The organism is Mesobacillus maritimus, from assembly GCF_044803185.1.
GTDB classification, from domain to species: domain Bacteria; phylum Bacillota; class Bacilli; order Bacillales; family Cytobacillaceae; genus Mesobacillus_B; species Mesobacillus_B maritimus_B.
Genome location: NZ_CP085225.1, coordinates 4,199,624 through 4,218,619, shown reverse-complemented (window position 1 = coordinate 4,218,619; position 18,996 = coordinate 4,199,624). Strand labels below are relative to the sequence as shown.

The following is an 18,996-nucleotide window of genomic DNA, read 5'->3' as shown; positions in this document are numbered from 1 at the left end:
TCATATAAGGCTAGGTATCATTGGATGAGTTTGCTAAACAAAACAAAGTCCTTTCTGCCGAAGGTGATACAGAGTAAATGGAGCAGATAGATGGAGGGAAAGACTGTACTCTTACCTGGGGAGGTCTGGCTGGAAAGCCGAGCACACTCGGTAAACTACTCTGAGAAGAGTAGCTGAGCAGTCAGAAGTCAGCAGAGGTCATAGTACTTGACTAGCTATAGATAGTTAAGGAAGGACTGAACATTTAGGAAGAATATACACTAGGCGTTCACTGGTTATGATGATACAGACAATCCATTAATGGACTTACTTGAAGGAGGACGTGGTGAATTCCACTGGGGACTTTAAGAGGGTGGAATAAGCAGTGGCACAATCAGAACGTATATTCACGAGAAAGGATTGTATCGGAATGATGGAACGACTACTGTCGCGGGAAAATCTACTTTCGGCATTAAAACGAGTCGAAAAGAATAAGGGTAGCCACGGTGTAGATGAAATGCCTGTAAAATCCCTACGAGCGCATCTTCTACAAAACTGGCAAGAAATCCGAAATTCAATAGAGACTGGAACTTATGAGCCTATGCCAGTCAGACGTGTCGAAATCCCGAAACCGAATGGCGGCATACGTTTATTAGGAATTCCTACCGTGACAGATCGTTTGATTCAACAAGCGATAGCCCAAATATTAACCCCAATCTATGACCCATCCTTTTCCGAAAATAGCTACGGGTTCAGACCTAGAAGAAGAGCACATGACGCTGTTAGGAAAGCAAGGACATATATAGAAGAGGGCTATAGATGGGTAATAGATATGGATTTAGAAAAGTTCTTCGACAAAGTAAATCACGATATGCTTATGGGACTCTTGGCGAAAAGAGTTAAAGATAAGACGCTTCTAAAGTTAATTAGAAAATACTTAGAATCGGGAATTATGATAAACGGAGTGGAGATTATCAGTGAAGAAGGAGTTCCTCAAGGTGGACCACTTAGTCCACTATTGTCCAATATTATGCTAGATGAACTCGACAAGGAACTAGAGAGAAGGGGACATAAATTTGTCCGTTACGCAGATGACTGTAATATCTACGTTAAAACCAAGAAAGCAGGTTTACGTGTTAAAAGCTCTATAACTGCCTTCATTGAGAAGAAACTCAAGCTAAAAGTGAATGAGGGGAAAAGTGCAGTAGAACGACCGTGGAAACGAAAGTTTCTTGGATTTAGCTTCACATCACACCGGAATCCTAAAATCCGTATCGCAAAAGAGAGTATAAAGAGAGCTAAAAATAAAATAAAAGAACTGACATCAAGGTCGAAATCCATCTCAATAGAATTACGCATTGAGAAATTAAATGAATACCTTGTAGGTTGGTGCGGATATTTTGCGTTGGCCGATACGCCAACTCCCTTTAAACAACTAGATGAAACAATTCGAAGAAGACTTCGGATGTGCCTGTGGAAACAATGGAAACTACCTAAAACCAAAGTAAAAAGGCTCATTTCTTTAGGAGTTCCAAAAGAAAAAGCCTTTGAATGGGGAAATTCACGTAAGAAATACTGGCGCATTTCTAATAGTCCTATTTTAAACACAACGCTTAATTTAGAATTTTGGCGAAAACATAAGCTGAAAAGTCTAGTAAATAGATACAATTACTTACGTCATACCTAAGTGAACCGCCGTATACCGAACGGTACGTACGGTGGTGTGAGAGGTCGGGGGTTAGTCACCCCCTCCTACTCGATTGTTTTATAATCATTTTTAAAAGGACCTTTTCCGAGATTTTTATGCCTATTCAAGGACAAAAAGCGGAAGGAAAAAGAGTATTTTGTCCATGAGAGGCTGTCTCAAGGACAAAAAGCGGAAGAAAGAAGAGGGTTTTGTCCATGAGAGGCTGTCTCAAGGACAAAAAGCGGTATGAAAAAGAGAATTTTGTCCATGAGAGGCTGTCTCAAGGACAAAAAGCGGAAGAAAGAAGAGGGTTTTGTCCATGAGAGGCTGCCTCAAGGACAAAAAGCGGAAGGAATAAGAGAATTTTGTCCATGAGGGGCTGTCTCAAGGACAAAAAGCGGAAGAAAGAAGAGAATTTTGTCCATGAGGGGCTGTCTCAAGGACAAAAAGCGGAAGAAAGAAGAGAATTTTGTCCATGAGGGGCTGTCTCAAGGACAAAAAGCGGTATGAAAAAGAGTATTTTGTCCATGAGAGGCTGTCTCAAGGACAAAAAGCGGAAGAAAGAAGAGGGTTTTGTCCATGAGAGGCTGTCTCAAGGACAAAAAGCGGAAGTAAAAAGAGAATTTTGTCCATGAGAGTCCACCTCAAGGACTCAAGGACAAAAGTTGGATAGAAGAAGAACGTGTTTTGTCCTCGTCTAATGTCTATCCCAAGGACAAAAAGCTAATCAGTCATTATTGCAGCTTTTTCCGCCCATGAAAGTAAATAATCATCTTCCCAAACCGATCTGCAAATGGTAGGACAAGCAGGGAAGAGATAACATTATATAAAACGCTAGCATGGGCAAGTTGCACTTCCATTCGCTCTGCAGTAAGCGGGGCAATCCGGGCATAATCATCGACCAAAGGGAAGAACACAAGCATACCTGCAAAATTCAACCAAAAATGAGCATAAGCTGTTAGTCTTGCTTCTTTCCCTGCCCCTGTAGCCGCTAAGAGGGCTGTCGCGCAGGTTCCGATATTCGCTCCCAGAATAGCAGCAAGCGCAGATGCAAATTCAATCGTACCTTCTGATAGAAACCCCATCAGGATGCCTGACATTGCCGTACTTGATTGAATAATAGCTGTTAACACTGTACCAGCTGCTAGGCTCATAAATAAATTTGTATTCATCTGGTTTAGTGTATGTTCAATGACAGGGAGAGTCGTTAAGGGATCGGCTAAATATGAAAAACCACGCATTGCCGCGAATACAGCTGCCATTCCAAAAAGGATTCTACCAATATTTTGATATCGTGAAGCCTTCGTTACCATCATGAACGCTCCAATCACTGCAAGCGGAACAATAAAAATATCAATATTGATTGTGATCATTTCAAGTGTGAACGTAGTTCCAATATTAGAACCAAGGATAATTCCGATTGATTGGCGGAAGGTGAGAATGCCTGCGCTTATCAATCCAATTGTGATCACCATTACAGCTGAACTGCTATGGAGAATTGCAGTAACAATCGCACCCGCTATAAGACCTTTTAGTGGCGTACCCGTCATCCTCACAATCCATTTTTTCATTGAATCAGCGGATAGACTAAACAGGCCCTTTCTAAGGACCATCATCCCTAAAAGGAAGACAGCAACAAATAAAATAAACAAGGCTAAATAGACCATCGACCCCCACCCTTTCATTCTATATCTATGAAAACAAAGGATGGACATGTCTTATATTTTCGTATATATGGACAATATCATTATTATTAAATATAAGCTTTAAATTCAGTTGACCTATCAACGCTGTTATATTATAATTGCAAAGTACATGGTATCCATGTGTTTTCATGTAAGTGTGTTGTGTTCGGAGGGAGGGAAAGAGAATGTCTAAAACTGTTGTTCGCAAAAACGAATCGCTTGAAGATGCTCTTCGACGCTTCAAAAAAACTGTATCGAAATCAGGTACAATTCAAGAAGCTAGAAAGCGCGAATTCTATGAAAAGCCTAGTGTAAAGCGTAAGAAAAAGTCTGAAGCTGCTAGAAAACGCAAGTTCTAAGAGAGGGTGGAATCAATTGAGTCTTCTCGAGCGTTTAAATAAAGATATAATACAAGCGATGAAGAACAAGGAAAAAGACAAACTCACGACATTTCGGATGTTAAAGTCTTCCTTGCAAAACGAAGCAATTAAGCTCGGGAAGCAGGAATTGTCCGAAGAGGAAGAGTTGACTGTACTTTCTCGCGAAATGAAACAACGCAAAGATTCCCTCCAGGAATTTGATAAAGCAGGTCGTGATGACCTTGTTGAAAAATTGCGAATGGAACTATCCTATGTTAAAGCATATATGCCGAAGCAACTCAGTGAAGAAGAGTTGATGACTATAATTTCAGAGACTATCGCAGTGATTGGGGCATCGTCTAAAGCTGACATGGGAAAAGTGATGGCTGCTCTCATGCCTAAAGTTAAGGGTAAGGCAGATGGATCACTTGTTAATAAACTTGTACAACAACACCTTTCATAAAAAAAATGAGCACCGGCCGTAAGCATTTTGCTTACGGCTTTAATTATGCTCATTAAAAGGTACATAACATGGATACATATGGTACGATAAGACTATACATAGGATACATGGTTTTTTTCAGTAATAAGCCCTAAATGGTCATAAGGTTCCTTTAAACGCTTTTAATGATAAATTCTATTAAAGGAAATGAAACTATCAGGGTATGATAAACGTAATACAGGGAGCCGCAAAAAAAGTTGAAAGGGGGGTGGAATTTGCGCGTAAGTCGATTTGTGATTTTGTTTTCATTAGTAATTGGCCTTATTTATTCGGTCTTTCCTGTTGGGACGTCAGCACAAGGAGAAACCATCTATGTAGTACCGGTGGAGAAGACAGTAGAAAAGGGCTTATTTGCTTTTTTAGAAAGGGCTGTTAAAGAAGCTGAAAACGATGGTGCTTCCGCTATTATTTTTGACGTCAATACACCTGGTGGAGCTGTTGATGCTGCTGGAGAGATTGGGAAATTGTTTACAACAACAAATATCCGTACAATTGCCTTTGTAAATAAGCAAGCCTTATCTGCGGGAGCTTTTATTTCATTGAATGCAGATGAAATTTACATGGTGCCCGGCGCTGTAATGGGCTCTGCTGCGGTCATCGACCAAAGTGGGAATGCAGCTGATAAAAAAGCTCAGTCCTATTGGTTAGCTGCGATGCGGAGTGCTGCGGAGGAGTCGGGCCGTGATCCAATCTATGCAGAGGCAATGGCAAATGTTGATGTGGATTTGCCAGAGTATGGCGCGGGAAAAGGTGAACTCTTGACGCTTACAACGGATCAGGCATTAGAGGTTGGCTACTCTGATGGTACCGTAACCAATTTAGCAGATTTAATTGAAACATTAGGATTTCAGGATCCAGTAATAAAAAATGTTGAAGAAAGTTTTGCTGAAAAGTTAGCAAGATTTATTACGCATCCTGTTGTGGTCCCTATTCTATTATCTATTGGCAGTCTAGGCCTAGTGCTTGAGTTGTACTCTCCAGGATTCGGCATACCTGGTTTCATGGGGATATCTTCGTTACTTCTATTCTTTTATGGGCATTTAGTTGCAGGGTTAGCAGGATATGAGGCCATTATCCTTTTTGTCATTGGTCTCGGTTTAATTGTCCTCGAGCTCTTTGTGCCAGGAGGAATAGCAGGGATTATTGGATTTATTGCCGTTATCGGCAGCTTCTTCTTGGCATCAGGAAATATTGTTCATATGGGATTATCCCTCTTGATTGCTCTTATCCTTTCAGTTCTTGTTTCTATCCTGATGATAAAGGTGTTGGGGAAAAAAGTGAAATTCTTTAGAAAAATCGTACTGACGGATTCAACAAGTACCGAGAGTGGCTATGTCTCAAATAAGACTCGTAATGATTTGGTTGGAATAGAAGGAGTTACGATTACTGCATTGAGACCTGCTGGTACAGTTGAGGTTGGAGATGAACGAATAGATGTTGTTAGTGAAGGTGGCTATATCCAAAAGGATAAGAAGGTTAAAATAGTAAAAGCTGAAGGATCAAGGATTGTCGTTCGAGAAATAGCAGAGTAATACATTGATTGGAGGAAAGATTATGGTAATGACTACTAGTACTATTTTTGTTTTAGTTGCAGTTGTAATAGGTTTAATACTGCTAAGCGTTTTATTTACTTTCGTACCAGTTATGCTGTGGATTTCAGCATTGGCTGCAGGGGTAAAAGTAAGCATCTTTACATTGATTGGGATGAGGTTACGTCGAGTTATTCCAAGTCGAGTAATTAACCCATTAATTAAGGCCCATAAAGCTGGACTTGGAGTAACAACCAACCAGTTAGAGAGCCACTATCTTGCAGGGGGAAATGTAGACCGTGTGGTAAATGCGTTAATCGCTGCTCACCGTGCAAACATTGAGCTCACATTTGAAAGAGCAGCTGCAATTGACCTTGCAGGTCGTGATGTACTTGAAGCCGTACAGATGAGCGTTAACCCAAAAGTGATTGAAACTCCGTTTATTGCTGGGGTTGCAATGGATGGAATCGAAGTAAAAGCGAAAGCCCGCATAACAGTACGAGCGAATATCGAACGTCTTGTTGGTGGTGCAGGTGAAGATACCATTGTAGCCCGTGTCGGTGAAGGAATTGTCTCGACAATTGGTTCTTCAAGTAATCACAAAAAAGTGTTGGAAAACCCAGATATGATTTCACAGACGGTCTTATCCAAAGGACTTGATGCAGGTACAGCATTTGAAATCCTCTCGATAGATATTGCGGATGTTGATATCGGTAAAAACATTGGTGCAGAGTTGCAAACAGAACAGGCTGAGGCAGATAAGAAAATCGCTCAGGCTAAGGCCGAAGAACGCAGAGCAATGGCTGTAGCTCAAGAACAGGAAATGAAGGCTCGCGTAGAAGAAATGAGAGCAAAAGTGGTTGAATCAGAAGCAACTGTTCCATTGGCCATGGCTGAAGCGTTAAAATCGGGAAATATCGGTGTAATGGATTACATGAACATCCAAAATATCTCTGCTGACACAGATATGAGAGACTCATTTGGTAAGCTTTCAGGTGGTAAAAAAGACGATAAAAAGAATGACTAATGAATTCCGGCTTTAAAGGAGGTACCTTAGATGGAGTTCCTATTTGAAAATCCCCTATTTATCTTTATCTTGATTGGTATTATATCAAGCTTGTTTAAAAGGGTAAAAGGGGAGCAAGAGCAACAGCCTAAAAGGCCGGTGCGTCCCGAACAACAAGGACCTACTTGGAATTCAGAGGATCAGATGCCTGCGGAACCGGAACCTCTTAAACCAATGAGGACCCAACCTTCTATTGATGAACGTTTAGAAGAGAAGAGGGAATTCGGTGGTGTACCGGAAAATCCGTTCTTGGATATCCAAAAAAAGTACGAGGAAAGACGCCGTGAGAATGAGAATAAACAATCACCTCGGCCCAACAATTTACAGAGCCGGACAGTTGTCCCAACGATTCAAGTAAAGGATCAGTCGGTGCAAGGAGTCTCAGTAGACTTAAGCCCAGAGCCAGACCGGGTAATTGAGGGCATTGCGTGGGCACAGGTTCTCGGGGAGCCGAGGTCACGGAATCCGCATCGGACGATGAGGCGAAAATAAGTAGTCAGTTAAAGCTCGACTAGGAAGTCAAAAAGAAGTGCTAGAACCCTATTTCAGCTCATACATATGAGATGAAAGGGGGTTCTTTTTTTTATGGCAAAAAAATGGAGCCAGCTTATACGTAATTGGATGACCCAGACAATGGATCTTCCACCCGATGTCATGATGGATCTCCCCCGAATTACAATGGTTGGTCAAATCCATATCTATATTGAGAACCACCGTGGCTTACTTGCTTTCTCCGATAGGGAGGTTCGGCTGTTGCTTGAGCAAGGACAGCTTCTTGTAAAGGGGAAAGCGTTTGTAATAAAAACGATTTTGCCAGAAGAAATCTTACTTGAAGGAAAAATCGACCAGGTGATATATATCAATGAATGATTCAGGAGGAACGGCATGAAAAATCAGTGGATAAGCGGTTGGATTGGTATCGTCCGAGTAAAAGTAACTGGCAGAGGGGTAGAACGATTCTTAAATCAATTGACGAGAAACGAAATTCTTATATGGAATGTAAAAAGGCACGGAACACAAGCCATTACCTTTCAGATAAGGTTAAATGATATAAAAAAACTTCGTGGACCTGCCAGAGAAAGTGAATGTAAAGTTCGATTTATTGAGAGGGCAGGTGGCCCTTTCTTTTTACAAAGATTATGGACAAACAGTGGGTTTGTCTTAGGTGCAGTTGCCTTTCTTGCGCTTATTTTAATCCTTTCGAACATGGTCTGGGGAATCGAAATAAAAGGAGCAAGTCCAGCTACTGAATATCAAATTCGGAAAGAGTTAGATGAGATGGGTGTGAAAATTGGTAAATCCCAATTTAGCATGGATAATGTCGATGTTATTCAACGCGAACTTACCGATAAGGTAAAGGTATTGACATGGGTAGGTGTGGAATTACAGGGGACAACCTACCATTTCCAGGTCGTTGAAAAGGCGGAACCCGAGAAACCTAAGTTATATAATGCCCAGAATCTCATTGCAACGAAGAAAGCTACAATTGTCCAAATGTTTGTTGAAGAAGGAGAGCAGGTTGTCGAGCTAAACGATAATGTAAAACCTGGACAGCTACTTGTCTCTGGGTTAATTGGGAAAGAGGATGAGAAACAGCCTGTTGCTGCAAGAGGAGAGATTCTAGGAGAAACTTGGTATAAGTCCCAGGTTGAACTGCCGCTGAATTCAACCTTCCAAGTATTTAGTGGGGAAGAAAAACGGAAGTATTATCTAAATCTCGCTGGGACTACTATTCCAATTTGGGGATTCGGGGAACATAAATACAAAGAATTTGAAAATGAGACTAGAGATCATGTGTTAAAATTGCTTAAATGGGAGCTCCCAGTGACCTTCAAAACCGAGACAATTCGCGAAAGGGAAGAGGTTAATCGTACTTATACTGAAAAGGAAGCAATAAAAAGAGCATCTGATTTGGCAAGAAAGGATATAAAAAACCAGCTACCTGAAGATGCTACTATTAAAGGGGAAGAAATTTTACATCAGTCAATAAAGAATGGTAAAGTAAAACTATCCATATTATTTCAAGTAATAGAAGATATTGCAGAAGGCCAACCAATTATCCAAGGAGACGAAGATGACTCAAGATTTGAAAACAATGGAAATCCAACTAGTTAATCATGAAGAAGCAATTGCATTGTTTGGAAACTCTGATGCCAACCTTAAAGCGGTGGAGAAGGAGTTAAGCATCTCAATTGTTACTAGAGGAGAATCAGTCAATCTTTCAGGTGAACCTGAAAAGGTTGAATTAGCACGGGAAGTACTTGAAAAGTTGCTTGCCGTTGTTAGAAAGGGGATTAATATCAGCGAAAGGGATGTCATTTATGCTATTCAACTAGCTGAAAAAGGGACCCTTGACTATTTTGAAGATCTCTATAATGAAGAAGTTGCGAAGAACTCCAAAGGAAAGCCGATTCGGGCTAAAACACTTGGACAAAGGTATTATATCAATGCAATTAAAAAGAATGACCTTGTTTTCGGAATTGGTCCTGCTGGGACCGGTAAAACCTATCTTGCAGTTGTCATGGCTGTAAGTGCCTTGAAAAATGGAAATGTTAACAAGATTATTTTGACCCGACCTGCTGTTGAAGCAGGGGAAAGCCTAGGGTTCCTTCCTGGAGATTTAAAGGAGAAGGTAGATCCTTATTTACGTCCACTGTATGATGCTTTACACGATATTCTAGGCATGGAGCATACGCAACGCCTAATTGAACGTGGAACCATTGAGATAGCCCCGCTTGCGTATATGAGAGGAAGAACACTCGATGATGCTTTTGTCATTCTGGATGAAGCACAGAATACCACACAGGCACAAATGAAAATGTTCCTTACCCGACTCGGTTTTGGTTCCAAAATGGTCATTACTGGAGATCAAACCCAAATTGACTTACCAAGAGGGGTAAAGTCTGGACTGATTATGGCGGAGGAAATCCTCTCACAAGTAGCGGGAATCGAGTTTATACATTTGGAGCAAACAGATGTAGTGAGGCATCCACTAGTAGCTCGAATTATTCGTGCCTACGAAAAAAATGACGAACAGAAATAGTCTGTCCCTCCGGACAGACTTTTTACTTTTGGTTCGATTGTTGATTTTACATACATACAGTTGAGTGGAGCGGAAATCAACAACCACTTTAACACAGCGTTCTAAATGAAAGATGAAAGTTAGCAAAAAAACTGGTATGATGTAAAATAATGAAGATAAATTTACCAATCATCGTAATTCTAGCTAGGAAGACGGGAAAGGAGGTATGGAATGGAAAAGCTACAGCATTCGTTAAATTCTATCCTTAATTTATTGAACATTAGGCTGTTCCGTGTTTTATTGTTTCTCATCCTTGGGATTGTGATGTTTTTATCCATGTATAGCAATGTTAAACCGGAAAAACTTAACCTAACCCTGTTTTCGATTGCCGGTCAAACAATCCGTTCCCCGATTACCGTTGAAGATAAGACCAATACTGAGAGGAAAAAACAGGAGGCCGTTGACCAGGTTCAAGATGTGTACACGGTAAAAAAAGAATACACTCAAAATCAAGTGGATTTAATAACGTCAATCTTTGACTCAATTACCGAAGTGAATAGTGAAATGGAAGGGGAGTTGGAGAAAGCCCCAGTTGACGAAGAAACCGAGGGTAGTAAAACACCTGCTCAAGTACTGAATGAAAAGCTTACAAGGGTTAAGGCGATGTTGACATCTGAAGTTACAGATGCGATTTCAAACGAATCCTTTACGGCAATGTTAAATGCCCCAACTGACGATTTATCAATAGCAAGGGATTTAACTGTGACCGCTGTCAACAATGTAATGAGCAATCGGATTCCTGCTGATGGAGTTGAAAATTCAAAGAAACGTGTTGAAGAAGAATTAAAATATACGAGTCTTAATTCTGGTTTAAAGGCGGCCATTATAGAAATGGGGCGCTATGCCATTATTCAGAACGAATTTTATGACCCGAGAGCTACTGAGGATTTGCGTCAGCAAGCTAGTGATGGGGTTGAGCCTGTAAAGATTTTAGAAGGTCAAATCATTGTTGAGGAAGGCCAACTAATCAGCAGAGATGTCTATCATAAATTGGAGTTAGCTGGACTTTTGGATAATGAAAATTCTCTGAGACCTTTTGTGGGTCTTGCTATGATGATTTTTATTATATTATGCACGGTCTTCTTTATTTTTGATGAAATGCGAGCAACAGGAAGCAATCAGAATCAGCTGTTAATTTTTAGTTTGATTTTTATCATTGTGTTGTTAATCATGAAATTGTTAAGTCTCTTTACTGAGTATAAATACTCGGAGATTGGCTATGTATTTCCTGCAGCTATGGGACCGATGCTAATCAAAGTTCTTATTAATGAGCGTTTGGCCATTTTTCAAACCGTTATACTTGGGATTTCGGGCAGTATTCTTTTTAACCAAGGAATTACTGGAACTTTAAATGTAACTGTAGCCATTTATATTATCGCAAGTGGCTTAGCTGGTATCCTGTACCTCCGACATCAAAATCAAAGATCTAAAATCCTTCAAGCAGGATTATTTGTTTCGCTGGTCAATCTTTTTGTTATCATTGCACTTGTATTGTTACGTAACAGCCAATATTCAGGCTTAGAATATGGGATAAACTTATTAGTAGCATTTTTGTCGGGCATTTCTTCGGCCGTATTGACGATTGGTCTCTTACCGTTCTTCGAGGCGGGTTTTGGAGTGTTATCAACCATGAAGCTAATAGAGTTGTCAAATCCTAATCATCCTTTATTACGTAAAATTTTGACAGAAGCACCTGGAACCTATCATCATAGTGTCATGGTAGCGAACCTCGCTGAATCAGCTTGTGAGGCAGTTGGGGCAAACGGGCTGTTAGCTCGGGTTGGTTGTTATTACCACGATATTGGGAAAACGAAACGGCCACAATTTTTTATTGAGAACCAGATTAATATTGAAAATCCGCATGATAAATTACCGCCAATGACAAGTAAGAATATTATTATTGCCCATGCAACAGATGGTGCCGAAATGCTTAGGAAGCATAAGATGCCAAAAGAAATTATTGACATTGCAGAGCAACATCATGGAACGACGTTATTAAAATTCTTTTACCATAAGGCAAAACAGAATGGCAGTGAAGTAAAAGAAGCTGATTATCGTTATCCAGGTCCAAAAGCGAAAACAAAGGAAAGTGCAATCATTGGTATTGCTGATAGTGTTGAAGCTGCTGTTCGTTCAATGTCAAACCCTACCCATGAACAAATTGAAAATCTTGTAAAGAGTATTATTTCGGATAGGCTTCAGGATGGACAGTTAAATGATTGTGATATTACTCTTAAGGAACTAAATGTAGTTGGGGAATCATTCTGTGAAACGCTAAAAGGCATTTTCCATTCCCGGATTGAATACCCAGAAACGACAAAACAGAAGGTGAAGCAGGCATGAGTTTGGAAATTGATATTTTTGATGAAGTAGATGAGCTTTCTCAAGACGAATTAATGGAAATTGAAAAGTTACTAAATTTTGCTGCCACGAAAGAGAAGGTTGAGCCAGGAAGTGAGGTTTCGGTGACCTTTGTTTCAAGTGAGAAAATCCATGAGATAAACCGTGAGTATCGGGATAAGGATCGGCCTACAGATGTCATTTCATTTGCGTTAGAAGAAATGGGTGAAGGTGAAATGGAAATTGTAGGTACAGATATTCCACGTGTCCTTGGTGATATAATCATTTCGACTGATAAAGCCAGAGAACAAGCAGTTGAATATAATCACTCGGTGATGCGAGAACTGGGGTTCCTTGCCGTCCATGGCTTTCTTCATCTACTTGGCTATGACCATGAAAATGAAGAAGATGAGAAAAGAATGTTTTCAAGACAAAGGGAAATTTTAGATGAGTATGGGCTCACCAGATAGGAATCATAAGAAAAAAATCACCCTTATACGTTCTTTCTATTACGCCATCAGTGGGATTTCTTCGGCTATTAAGTCTGAACGAAATTTAAGAATTCATCTGATACTTTCTTTGTTGGTGATTTTTCTAGGCTTTGCTTTTTCAATTACTAGCATAGAATGGTTAATTATTGTATTGGTTCTTGGCGGGATGTTATGCTCGGAGTTAATGAATAGCGCAATTGAAAGAGTCGTGGATTTAGCAACTGAGGACTATCATCCACTGGCAAAACAGGCTAAGGATATCGCGGCGGGGGCTGTTTTGCTGTTTGCAATCACCTCACTAGTGGTTGGAATGATTATTTTTGGTCCAAGAATCTTAAGCATCTTGCCTCTCTAGCTGCCTATAAAGGCAGCTTTTCATTCCTCTTAATCATTATATGATTGTACTATTTAATTTTGTAAATACTAAGTTTGATTATAAAATATATATATTTACTGAAAATTTAAAATTTTTAACTTTTTTATGTAATTTTCAGTGAAATTAACATCAATATAAGGTAAAATAGTGGAAAGGAAGATCATCGATGAATAACACAGCATTAATTGATGAAGCAAAAATAGCAATGGAGAAAGCCTATGTTCCATACTCTAAATTTCAGGTTGGGGCAGCATTACTTACTGAGGATGGTAAGGTTTATCATGGATGTAATATTGAAAATGCGGCATACAGTATGTGTAACTGTGCTGAGCGGACGGCAATCTTTAGTGCCTATGCTCATGGGGATAGAAACTTTAAAGCTCTTGCCGTCATTGCGGATACAGAGCGGCCGGTTTCTCCATGCGGAGCGTGTCGCCAGGTTATTTCGGAATTATGTCCAAAAGATATGAAGGTCACTTTGACAAACTTAAAAGGAAATACATTAGAAATAACCGTTGAGGAATTACTTCCAGGCGCGTTTTCACCGGAGGATTTACATGAATAGGGATACAGGATACAAATCAGGCTTTATTTCCATAATTGGCAGACCGAATGTCGGTAAATCGACCTTCCTTAACAGAGTAGTAGGTCAAAAAATTGCGATCATGAGCGATAAACCTCAAACCACTAGAAACAAGGTTCAGGGTGTATTAACTCTTGATGATGCACAAATGGTGTTCATTGATACCCCAGGTATTCATAAACCTAAGCACAGACTTGGGGATTTTATGATGAAAGTTGCACAAAATACACTTAAGGAAGTTGACCTTGTTTTATTTATGGTGAATGCAGAGGAAGGCTATGGACGGGGCGAAGAATTCATTATTGAAAAGCTTCAATCCATTCATACACCCGTATTTCTCATCATCAATAAAATTGACTTAGTTCACCCGGACCAACTTTTGAAGATGATAGATGGGTACCAGGAGAAATTTAATTTTAAAGAGATTGTGCCAATCTCAGCGCTAGAAGGAAATAATATTGAAAAGCTTTTAGAGCAAATTAAGGTTTATTTACCAGAGGGGCCTCAGTATTACCCTGCTGACCAAGTGACTGATCATCCTGAGCGTTTCATTGTCTCGGAATTAATAAGGGAGAAAGCGCTTCATTTAACACGTGAAGAGATTCCGCACTCCTTAGCAGTTATCATCGAAAAGATGGAACGTAACGAAGAAAAGGGAACGGTTCACGTCATGGCAACGATCATTGTTGAACGAGATTCTCAAAAGGGTATCGTTATCGGGAAACAAGGGAGTATGCTAAAGGAAGTAGGTAAGCGAGCAAGACTCGATATTGAGAATCTATTGGGAAGCAAAGTGTTTCTTGAGTTATGGGTTAAGGTTCAAAAAGACTGGAGGAATCGAGCTTCACACCTCCGTGACTATGGGTTTAGGGAAGATGAATATTAAACAAATTACTCATTTTGAAAAGCCCTAATTAATGTATTAGGTGCAGACATGTTTTATGCATACAACCGATTTACAAATTTTGTGTCACATGAAAAACAGACTGACAGGCTATGATATTGTTAAGGATTCGGGATTGAAATTGCTAGTATCGATTAATGAAAGGTGGGGTTTTCGCATGTTGGATTTTACCTGGAAGGTCTTTTCACAAACAGGTAATATTGACACTTATCTCCTCTTCAAGGAATTGGAGCTGGAAAGACGAGAAATACCCGATAATCAGGAGGAAGATCTAGCAGAAATTGATTTTCCCATCTCATAGGTTTGTCTCCTAATTGGATGGTGAAGAATGGTGCTGGAAAAATGCGAAGGCATCGTTATACGAACAACTGATTATGCTGAAACGAATAAGATTGTAACCTTATTTACACGAGAATGGGGTAAGGTTGGAGTGATGGCAAGAGGGGCGAAGAAACCAAACAGTCGCCTTACGGCTGTCACCCAGCCTTTTACTTATGGTTATTTTCTAATACAACGTGGTAGAGGGCTCGGTGGCCTACAACAAGGTGAATTAATCTCATCAATGAGAAGTATTCGCGAAGATATTTTCTTAACTGCATATGCTAGTTATGTCATTGACTTAACAGACAAAAGCACTGAAGAAAAGAAGCCTAATCCTTTCCTATTCGAACTTCTCTTACAGACTTTGCAATACATGAACGAAGGCTATGACTTAGATATTTTAGTGAATATCTATGAAATGAAGATGTTAAACGTTATTGGACTTTATCCGGTTCTTGACCAATGTACTAGTTGCGGCAGGACAGAAGGGAACTTTGCTTTTTCAATACGAGAAGGGGGTCTCCTTTGTCAACAATGCATCCAAAGAGATCCCTATCATTACAAGGTTTCTCCTGCTACGGTTCGCTTGTTAAGGCTATTTTATTTACTAGACCTCTCAAGACTTGGAAATATTTCAGTTAAGACTGAAACAAAGGCAGAGTTAAAAAAGATTATTAATGCTTATTATGAAGAATACTCTGGTCTTCACCTGAAAACGAAAAAATTCCTTAATCAGCTTGATAGCTTTAAAGACAAGCTATAAATATTGACAACTCATTTTGTTTTAGTTATGATTCTTAATAAATTACTTACATATGTTGCTGTGAAGGAAAGGAGTATCTAAATTCCTCTGTAAAAGCGAACTCGGGATGGTGTGAGCCGAGGTGCGGAGATTTAGAGAATGGCGTTCTGGAGCGACTTTTCTTAAAGAGGCTGCGTTTGCAGCAATTAGGGTGGAACCGCGGGTAACTCTCGTCCCTATGCCATTTCTTTAGGCATAGTGGCGAGAGTTTTTTGTATGCTCTGGCCTGTGCCTTTAGAGTTTAAAAAATTTGGAGGTGTTTTCTTTTTATGAATATCCAAAATATGATTTTAACGCTGCAGAAACACTGGTCTGAACAAGGCTGTATCTTGATGCAGGCATATGATGTCGAAAAGGGTGCCGGTACAATGAGCCCGTATACCTTCTTAAGGGCAATTGGTCCTGAACCTTGGAATGTGGCGTATGTTGAGCCTTCCAGACGACCTGCAGATGGTCGATATGGAGAAAACCCGAACCGTTTGTACCAACATCATCAATTCCAGGTCATTATGAAGCCTTCACCAGATAATATTCAAGAATTGTACTTAGATTCTCTGAAGGCGCTTGGAATTAACCCTCTTGAGCATGATATTCGATTTGTTGAGGATAACTGGGAAAATCCATCACTTGGCTGTGCTGGACTTGGATGGGAAGTTTGGCTTGATGGTATGGAGATTACTCAGTTTACTTATTTTCAGCAGGTTGGTGGTCTTGAGTGTAAGCCGGTCTCTGTTGAAATCACTTATGGTATTGAGCGCTTGGCTTCGTATATTCAAGATAAAGAAAATGTGTTTGAACTTGAATGGACGGATGGTTTTACAGTTAGGGATATTTTCGGACAACCTGAATTTGAGCATAGTAAATATACGTTCGAGACCTCTGACCCCGATATGCTCTTTAACTTATTTACTATTTATGAGAAAGAGGCTCATAGACAAATGGAGGCAGGCTTAGTGCATCCGGCCTATGATTATGTATTAAAGTGCTCTCATGTTTTTAATATCCTGGATGCTAGGGGTGCGATTTCTGTTACTGAAAGAACTGGATATATCGGAAGATGCCGGAATCTTGCACGAAAAGTGGCTAAAACGTTCTATGAAGAGAGAGAAAAATTGGGCTTCCCAATTTTAGAGCGAAAGGAGAAACTAGGACATGAGTAAACGTAATTTGTTGCTTGAAATTGGTCTTGAAGAGATGCCTGCGAGATTTATTAATGATTCCATTAACCAGCTTGCTGATAAAGTCGGTGCTTGGTTTTCAAACAAAAATATTGATTACAGTGAGCTAAAAATGTTCTCTACACCGCGTAGGTTGGCTATTCTTGTTACAGATGTAGCTGAGAGTCAAGAAGATAGTCATGAAGAAGCAAAAGGGCCTGCAAAAAAAATTGCCCTTGGCGAGGATGGCACATGGTCTAAAGCAGCTCAAGGTTTCACTCGTGGCCAGGGAATGTCGGTTGAAGATATTTATTTCAAAGAAATCAATGGGGTAGAATATGCCCATGTTAAGAAATTTATTGAAGGCCAAGAGACCGCTAATTTACTGCCAGAATTGAAAAGTATTATTACAGGCTTAACTTTTCCTAAAAATATGCGTTGGGCAAATGAAGAGCTACGATATGTTCGCCCGATAAAATGGCTCATCGCTATGTTTGGAAATGATGTGATTCCTTTTTCAATTACAGGGGTTGAGACAGGTAATCAAACTAGAGGACATCGATTCTTAGGGACAGAGTTTGTACTTGGCTCACCGGATAACTATGAAGAAGAATTACTCAATCAATATGTCATTGTAGATTCTAATAAAAGAAAAAATGCCATTAAGACGCAGTTAGAAAACATTGAACAGGAAAATGGTTGGGTCATTCCAATAGATGAAGAATTGCTTGATGAGGTCACAAACTTAGTTGAGTACCCAACGGCGCTTTATGGACGCTTTGAAGAAGAATTTCTTGAAATCCCTGAAGAGGTATTAATCACCTCTATGAAGGAACATCAGCGTTATTTTCCGGTTAAGTCAAAAGACGGAGAGTTACTTCCCTATTTTGTAACTGTGCGAAATGGTGATCATCAGCACTTAGAAAAGGTTTCGCGAGGAAACGAAAAAGTTCTAAGAGCACGACTAGCAGATGCAGCATTTTTCTATAAAGAAGATCAGAAACTGGGGATAGACGCTGCCTTAGCTAAATTGAAAGCAATTGTTTACCATGAGGAAATTGGAACAGTTGCAGAGAAATCAAGCCGTGTTAGAAAGCTTGCAAAGTTAATTAGTGAACGTCTTGAACTAGACGTGGAAACCCAAACAACCGTTGATCGCACCGCGGAAATAAATAAATTCGATTTGGTGACGCAAATGGTTTATGAGTTCCCAGAATTACAAGGGATAATGGGTGAGAAATACGCATTGCAAAAAGGGGAGACTCCAGCTGTAGCAAAAGCAATCAATGAGCATTATATGCCTAGAAATGCCGAGGATGGAACAGCAGAAAGCGATGCTGGTGCAGTTGTCGCAATCGCGGAAAAATTAGATACTATCTGTTCGTTTTTTGCTATTGGGGTTATCCCAAGCGGTTCCCAAGACCCGTATGCATTAAGAAGACAGGCAACAGGGATTGTCCAAACACTGGTAAACAAAAAATGGACGCTATCACTTGAACTGTTAGTCGGTCTTTCACTCAACCTTGTCGATGAAGCAGGTATCTTAAAAAGGTCTAGTGAGGAGGTTTACCAAGACCTTTCACACTTCTTTGGACTGAGGGTAAAATATGTCCTTCAGGAGCAGGGAATCCGCTATGACTTAATCGATGCTATTTTAGGCAGTGGTTTAAGAGATATCCCAGGTTTATTAGAAAAAGCTAACGTTTTGCAGGAGAAAAAGGATGTGGCCGGTTTCAAAGAAGGTATCGAAGCCCTAAGCCGTGTGTTGAATATTGCTAGCAAGGCTGAGTTAGTTGGGGATATTAACGAAGCCCTCTTTGAAAATGAACAGGAAAAGCTTCTCTATGGAAAATTTTTAGAAGCAGCCAAGCAGGAAGAAGAGGGGATTTCGGCTGAAGCGTTCTATCAGTTGCTCGTTTCCTTAAAAACTGAGATCAATCATTATTTTGAACATACGATGGTGATGGCCGACCGTCAGGAAGTCCGCGAAAACCGACTGAATCAAATGGCCATGCTTGCTACCTTAATTAGGAAATTCGCTAAGGTTAACGATATTAACGTTAAATAGTTTCTAGGGAAAGTTGCTTTCATGCTGAAGGTTCCGTACTGTGTGGAACCTTATAGCAAAGATTA

General features: G+C 40.1%; 19 protein-coding genes. 18 read left to right on the top strand and 1 reads right to left on the bottom strand.

What is annotated here, in order from left to right:
• Positions 1-409 precede the first annotated feature (409 nt).
• Positions 410-1,666 carry a group II intron reverse transcriptase/maturase gene (ltrA, locus tag LG336_RS20485; protein WP_404333086.1) on the top strand — a complete coding sequence of 419 codons (1,257 nt, stop codon included), beginning with the start codon at positions 410-412 and terminating at the stop codon, positions 1,664-1,666.
• A gap of 734 nt (positions 1,667-2,400) precedes the next feature.
• Here ltrA and LG336_RS20480 read toward each other — a convergent pair.
• A complete protein-coding gene (locus tag LG336_RS20480; RefSeq protein WP_404329324.1) occupies positions 2,401-3,333 on the bottom strand; it encodes a Na/Pi symporter in 933 nt (310 codons plus the stop codon).
• 203 nt (positions 3,334-3,536) lie between these two features.
• On the opposite strand from LG336_RS20480, the gene rpsU reads away from it, so the two are divergent.
• From rpsU to glyS, 17 genes are all read left to right on the top strand, one after another.
• The gene (gene rpsU / locus LG336_RS20475) at positions 3,537-3,710 is read left to right on the top strand and encodes a 30S ribosomal protein S21 (RefSeq protein ID WP_090741070.1); all 174 of its coding nucleotides are present in this window, start codon (positions 3,537-3,539) and stop codon (positions 3,708-3,710) included.
• Positions 3,711-3,726: 16 nt separating this feature from the next.
• On the top strand, positions 3,727-4,173 hold the full coding sequence (locus LG336_RS20470; protein WP_404329323.1) for a GatB/YqeY domain-containing protein: 447 nt from the start codon (positions 3,727-3,729) through the stop codon (positions 4,171-4,173).
• A gap of 254 nt (positions 4,174-4,427) precedes the next feature.
• Positions 4,428-5,744, top strand: a complete 1,317-nt coding sequence (locus tag LG336_RS20465) for a nodulation protein NfeD (protein ID WP_404329322.1) — start codon at positions 4,428-4,430, stop codon at positions 5,742-5,744.
• Positions 5,745-5,772: 28 nt separating this feature from the next.
• Complete coding sequence (gene floA / locus LG336_RS20460; RefSeq protein ID WP_404333244.1) at positions 5,773-6,768, top strand: flotillin-like protein FloA; 996 nt, start codon at positions 5,773-5,775, stop codon at positions 6,766-6,768.
• A 30-nt stretch (positions 6,769-6,798) separates the two neighbouring features.
• Positions 6,799-7,299: a hypothetical protein gene (locus LG336_RS20455; protein WP_404329321.1), complete on the top strand. Its 501-nt coding sequence runs from the start codon at positions 6,799-6,801 to the stop codon at positions 7,297-7,299.
• Between the two features lie 93 nt (positions 7,300-7,392).
• A complete protein-coding gene (yqfC, locus tag LG336_RS20450) occupies positions 7,393-7,677 on the top strand; it encodes a sporulation protein YqfC (protein ID WP_404329320.1) in 285 nt (94 codons plus the stop codon).
• Positions 7,678-7,692: 15 nt separating this feature from the next.
• Positions 7,693-8,922, top strand: coding sequence for a sporulation protein YqfD (gene yqfD / locus LG336_RS20445; RefSeq protein WP_404329319.1), 1,230 nt, complete (start codon positions 7,693-7,695; stop codon positions 8,920-8,922).
• Positions 8,882-9,850, top strand: coding sequence for a PhoH family protein (locus LG336_RS20440; RefSeq protein ID WP_404329318.1), 969 nt, complete (start codon positions 8,882-8,884; stop codon positions 9,848-9,850). Before yqfD ends, LG336_RS20440 begins: the two co-directional genes overlap by 41 nt.
• Before the next feature lie 210 nt (positions 9,851-10,060).
• The gene (locus LG336_RS20435; RefSeq protein WP_404329317.1) at positions 10,061-12,232 is read left to right on the top strand and encodes an HD family phosphohydrolase; all 2,172 of its coding nucleotides are present in this window, start codon (positions 10,061-10,063) and stop codon (positions 12,230-12,232) included.
• On the top strand, positions 12,229-12,699 hold the full coding sequence (ybeY, locus tag LG336_RS20430) for an rRNA maturation RNase YbeY (protein WP_404329316.1): 471 nt from the start codon (positions 12,229-12,231) through the stop codon (positions 12,697-12,699). Before LG336_RS20435 ends, ybeY begins: the two co-directional genes overlap by 4 nt.
• On the top strand, positions 12,677-13,075 hold the full coding sequence (locus tag LG336_RS20425; protein ID WP_404329315.1) for a diacylglycerol kinase family protein: 399 nt from the start codon (positions 12,677-12,679) through the stop codon (positions 13,073-13,075). Before ybeY ends, LG336_RS20425 begins: the two co-directional genes overlap by 23 nt.
• Positions 13,076-13,262: 187 nt before the next feature.
• Positions 13,263-13,661, top strand: coding sequence for a cytidine deaminase (locus LG336_RS20420; protein WP_404329314.1), 399 nt, complete (start codon positions 13,263-13,265; stop codon positions 13,659-13,661).
• The gene (gene era, locus LG336_RS20415; protein WP_404329313.1) at positions 13,654-14,565 is read left to right on the top strand and encodes a GTPase Era; all 912 of its coding nucleotides are present in this window, start codon (positions 13,654-13,656) and stop codon (positions 14,563-14,565) included. Before LG336_RS20420 ends, era begins: the two co-directional genes overlap by 8 nt.
• A 175-nt stretch (positions 14,566-14,740) precedes the next feature.
• A complete protein-coding gene (locus LG336_RS20410) occupies positions 14,741-14,884 on the top strand; it encodes a YqzL family protein (protein ID WP_404329312.1) in 144 nt (47 codons plus the stop codon).
• Between the two features lie 30 nt (positions 14,885-14,914).
• Positions 14,915-15,667 carry a DNA repair protein RecO gene (gene recO, locus LG336_RS20405; protein ID WP_404333243.1) on the top strand — a complete coding sequence of 251 codons (753 nt, stop codon included), beginning with the start codon at positions 14,915-14,917 and terminating at the stop codon, positions 15,665-15,667.
• A gap of 308 nt (positions 15,668-15,975) precedes the next feature.
• The gene (gene glyQ, locus LG336_RS20400) at positions 15,976-16,866 is read left to right on the top strand and encodes a glycine--tRNA ligase subunit alpha (RefSeq protein WP_404329311.1); all 891 of its coding nucleotides are present in this window, start codon (positions 15,976-15,978) and stop codon (positions 16,864-16,866) included.
• Complete coding sequence (gene glyS, locus LG336_RS20395) at positions 16,859-18,931, top strand: glycine--tRNA ligase subunit beta (RefSeq protein ID WP_404329310.1); 2,073 nt, start codon at positions 16,859-16,861, stop codon at positions 18,929-18,931. Before glyQ ends, glyS begins: the two co-directional genes overlap by 8 nt.
• Positions 18,932-18,996 lie beyond the last annotated feature (65 nt).

Coding starts and splice junctions, on each gene's coding strand:
- ltrA (WP_404333086.1), top strand. CDS start 410: ATGATGGAACGACTACTGTCGCGGGAAAATCTACTTTCGGCATTAAAA.
- LG336_RS20480 (WP_404329324.1), bottom strand. CDS start 3,333: ATGGTCTATTTAGCCTTGTTTATTTTATTTGTTGCTGTCTTCCTTTTA.
- rpsU (WP_090741070.1), top strand. CDS start 3,537: ATGTCTAAAACTGTTGTTCGCAAAAACGAATCGCTTGAAGATGCTCTT.
- floA (WP_404333244.1), top strand. CDS start 5,773: ATGACTACTAGTACTATTTTTGTTTTAGTTGCAGTTGTAATAGGTTTA.
- LG336_RS20455 (WP_404329321.1), top strand. CDS start 6,799: ATGGAGTTCCTATTTGAAAATCCCCTATTTATCTTTATCTTGATTGGT.
- yqfC (WP_404329320.1), top strand. CDS start 7,393: ATGGCAAAAAAATGGAGCCAGCTTATACGTAATTGGATGACCCAGACA.
- yqfD (WP_404329319.1), top strand. CDS start 7,693: ATGAAAAATCAGTGGATAAGCGGTTGGATTGGTATCGTCCGAGTAAAA.
- LG336_RS20440 (WP_404329318.1), top strand. CDS start 8,882: ATGACTCAAGATTTGAAAACAATGGAAATCCAACTAGTTAATCATGAA.
- LG336_RS20435 (WP_404329317.1), top strand. CDS start 10,061: ATGGAAAAGCTACAGCATTCGTTAAATTCTATCCTTAATTTATTGAAC.
- ybeY (WP_404329316.1), top strand. CDS start 12,229: ATGAGTTTGGAAATTGATATTTTTGATGAAGTAGATGAGCTTTCTCAA.
- LG336_RS20425 (WP_404329315.1), top strand. CDS start 12,677: ATGAGTATGGGCTCACCAGATAGGAATCATAAGAAAAAAATCACCCTT.
- LG336_RS20420 (WP_404329314.1), top strand. CDS start 13,263: ATGAATAACACAGCATTAATTGATGAAGCAAAAATAGCAATGGAGAAA.
- era (WP_404329313.1), top strand. CDS start 13,654: ATGAATAGGGATACAGGATACAAATCAGGCTTTATTTCCATAATTGGC.
- LG336_RS20410 (WP_404329312.1), top strand. CDS start 14,741: ATGTTGGATTTTACCTGGAAGGTCTTTTCACAAACAGGTAATATTGAC.
- glyQ (WP_404329311.1), top strand. CDS start 15,976: ATGAATATCCAAAATATGATTTTAACGCTGCAGAAACACTGGTCTGAA.
- glyS (WP_404329310.1), top strand. CDS start 16,859: ATGAGTAAACGTAATTTGTTGCTTGAAATTGGTCTTGAAGAGATGCCT.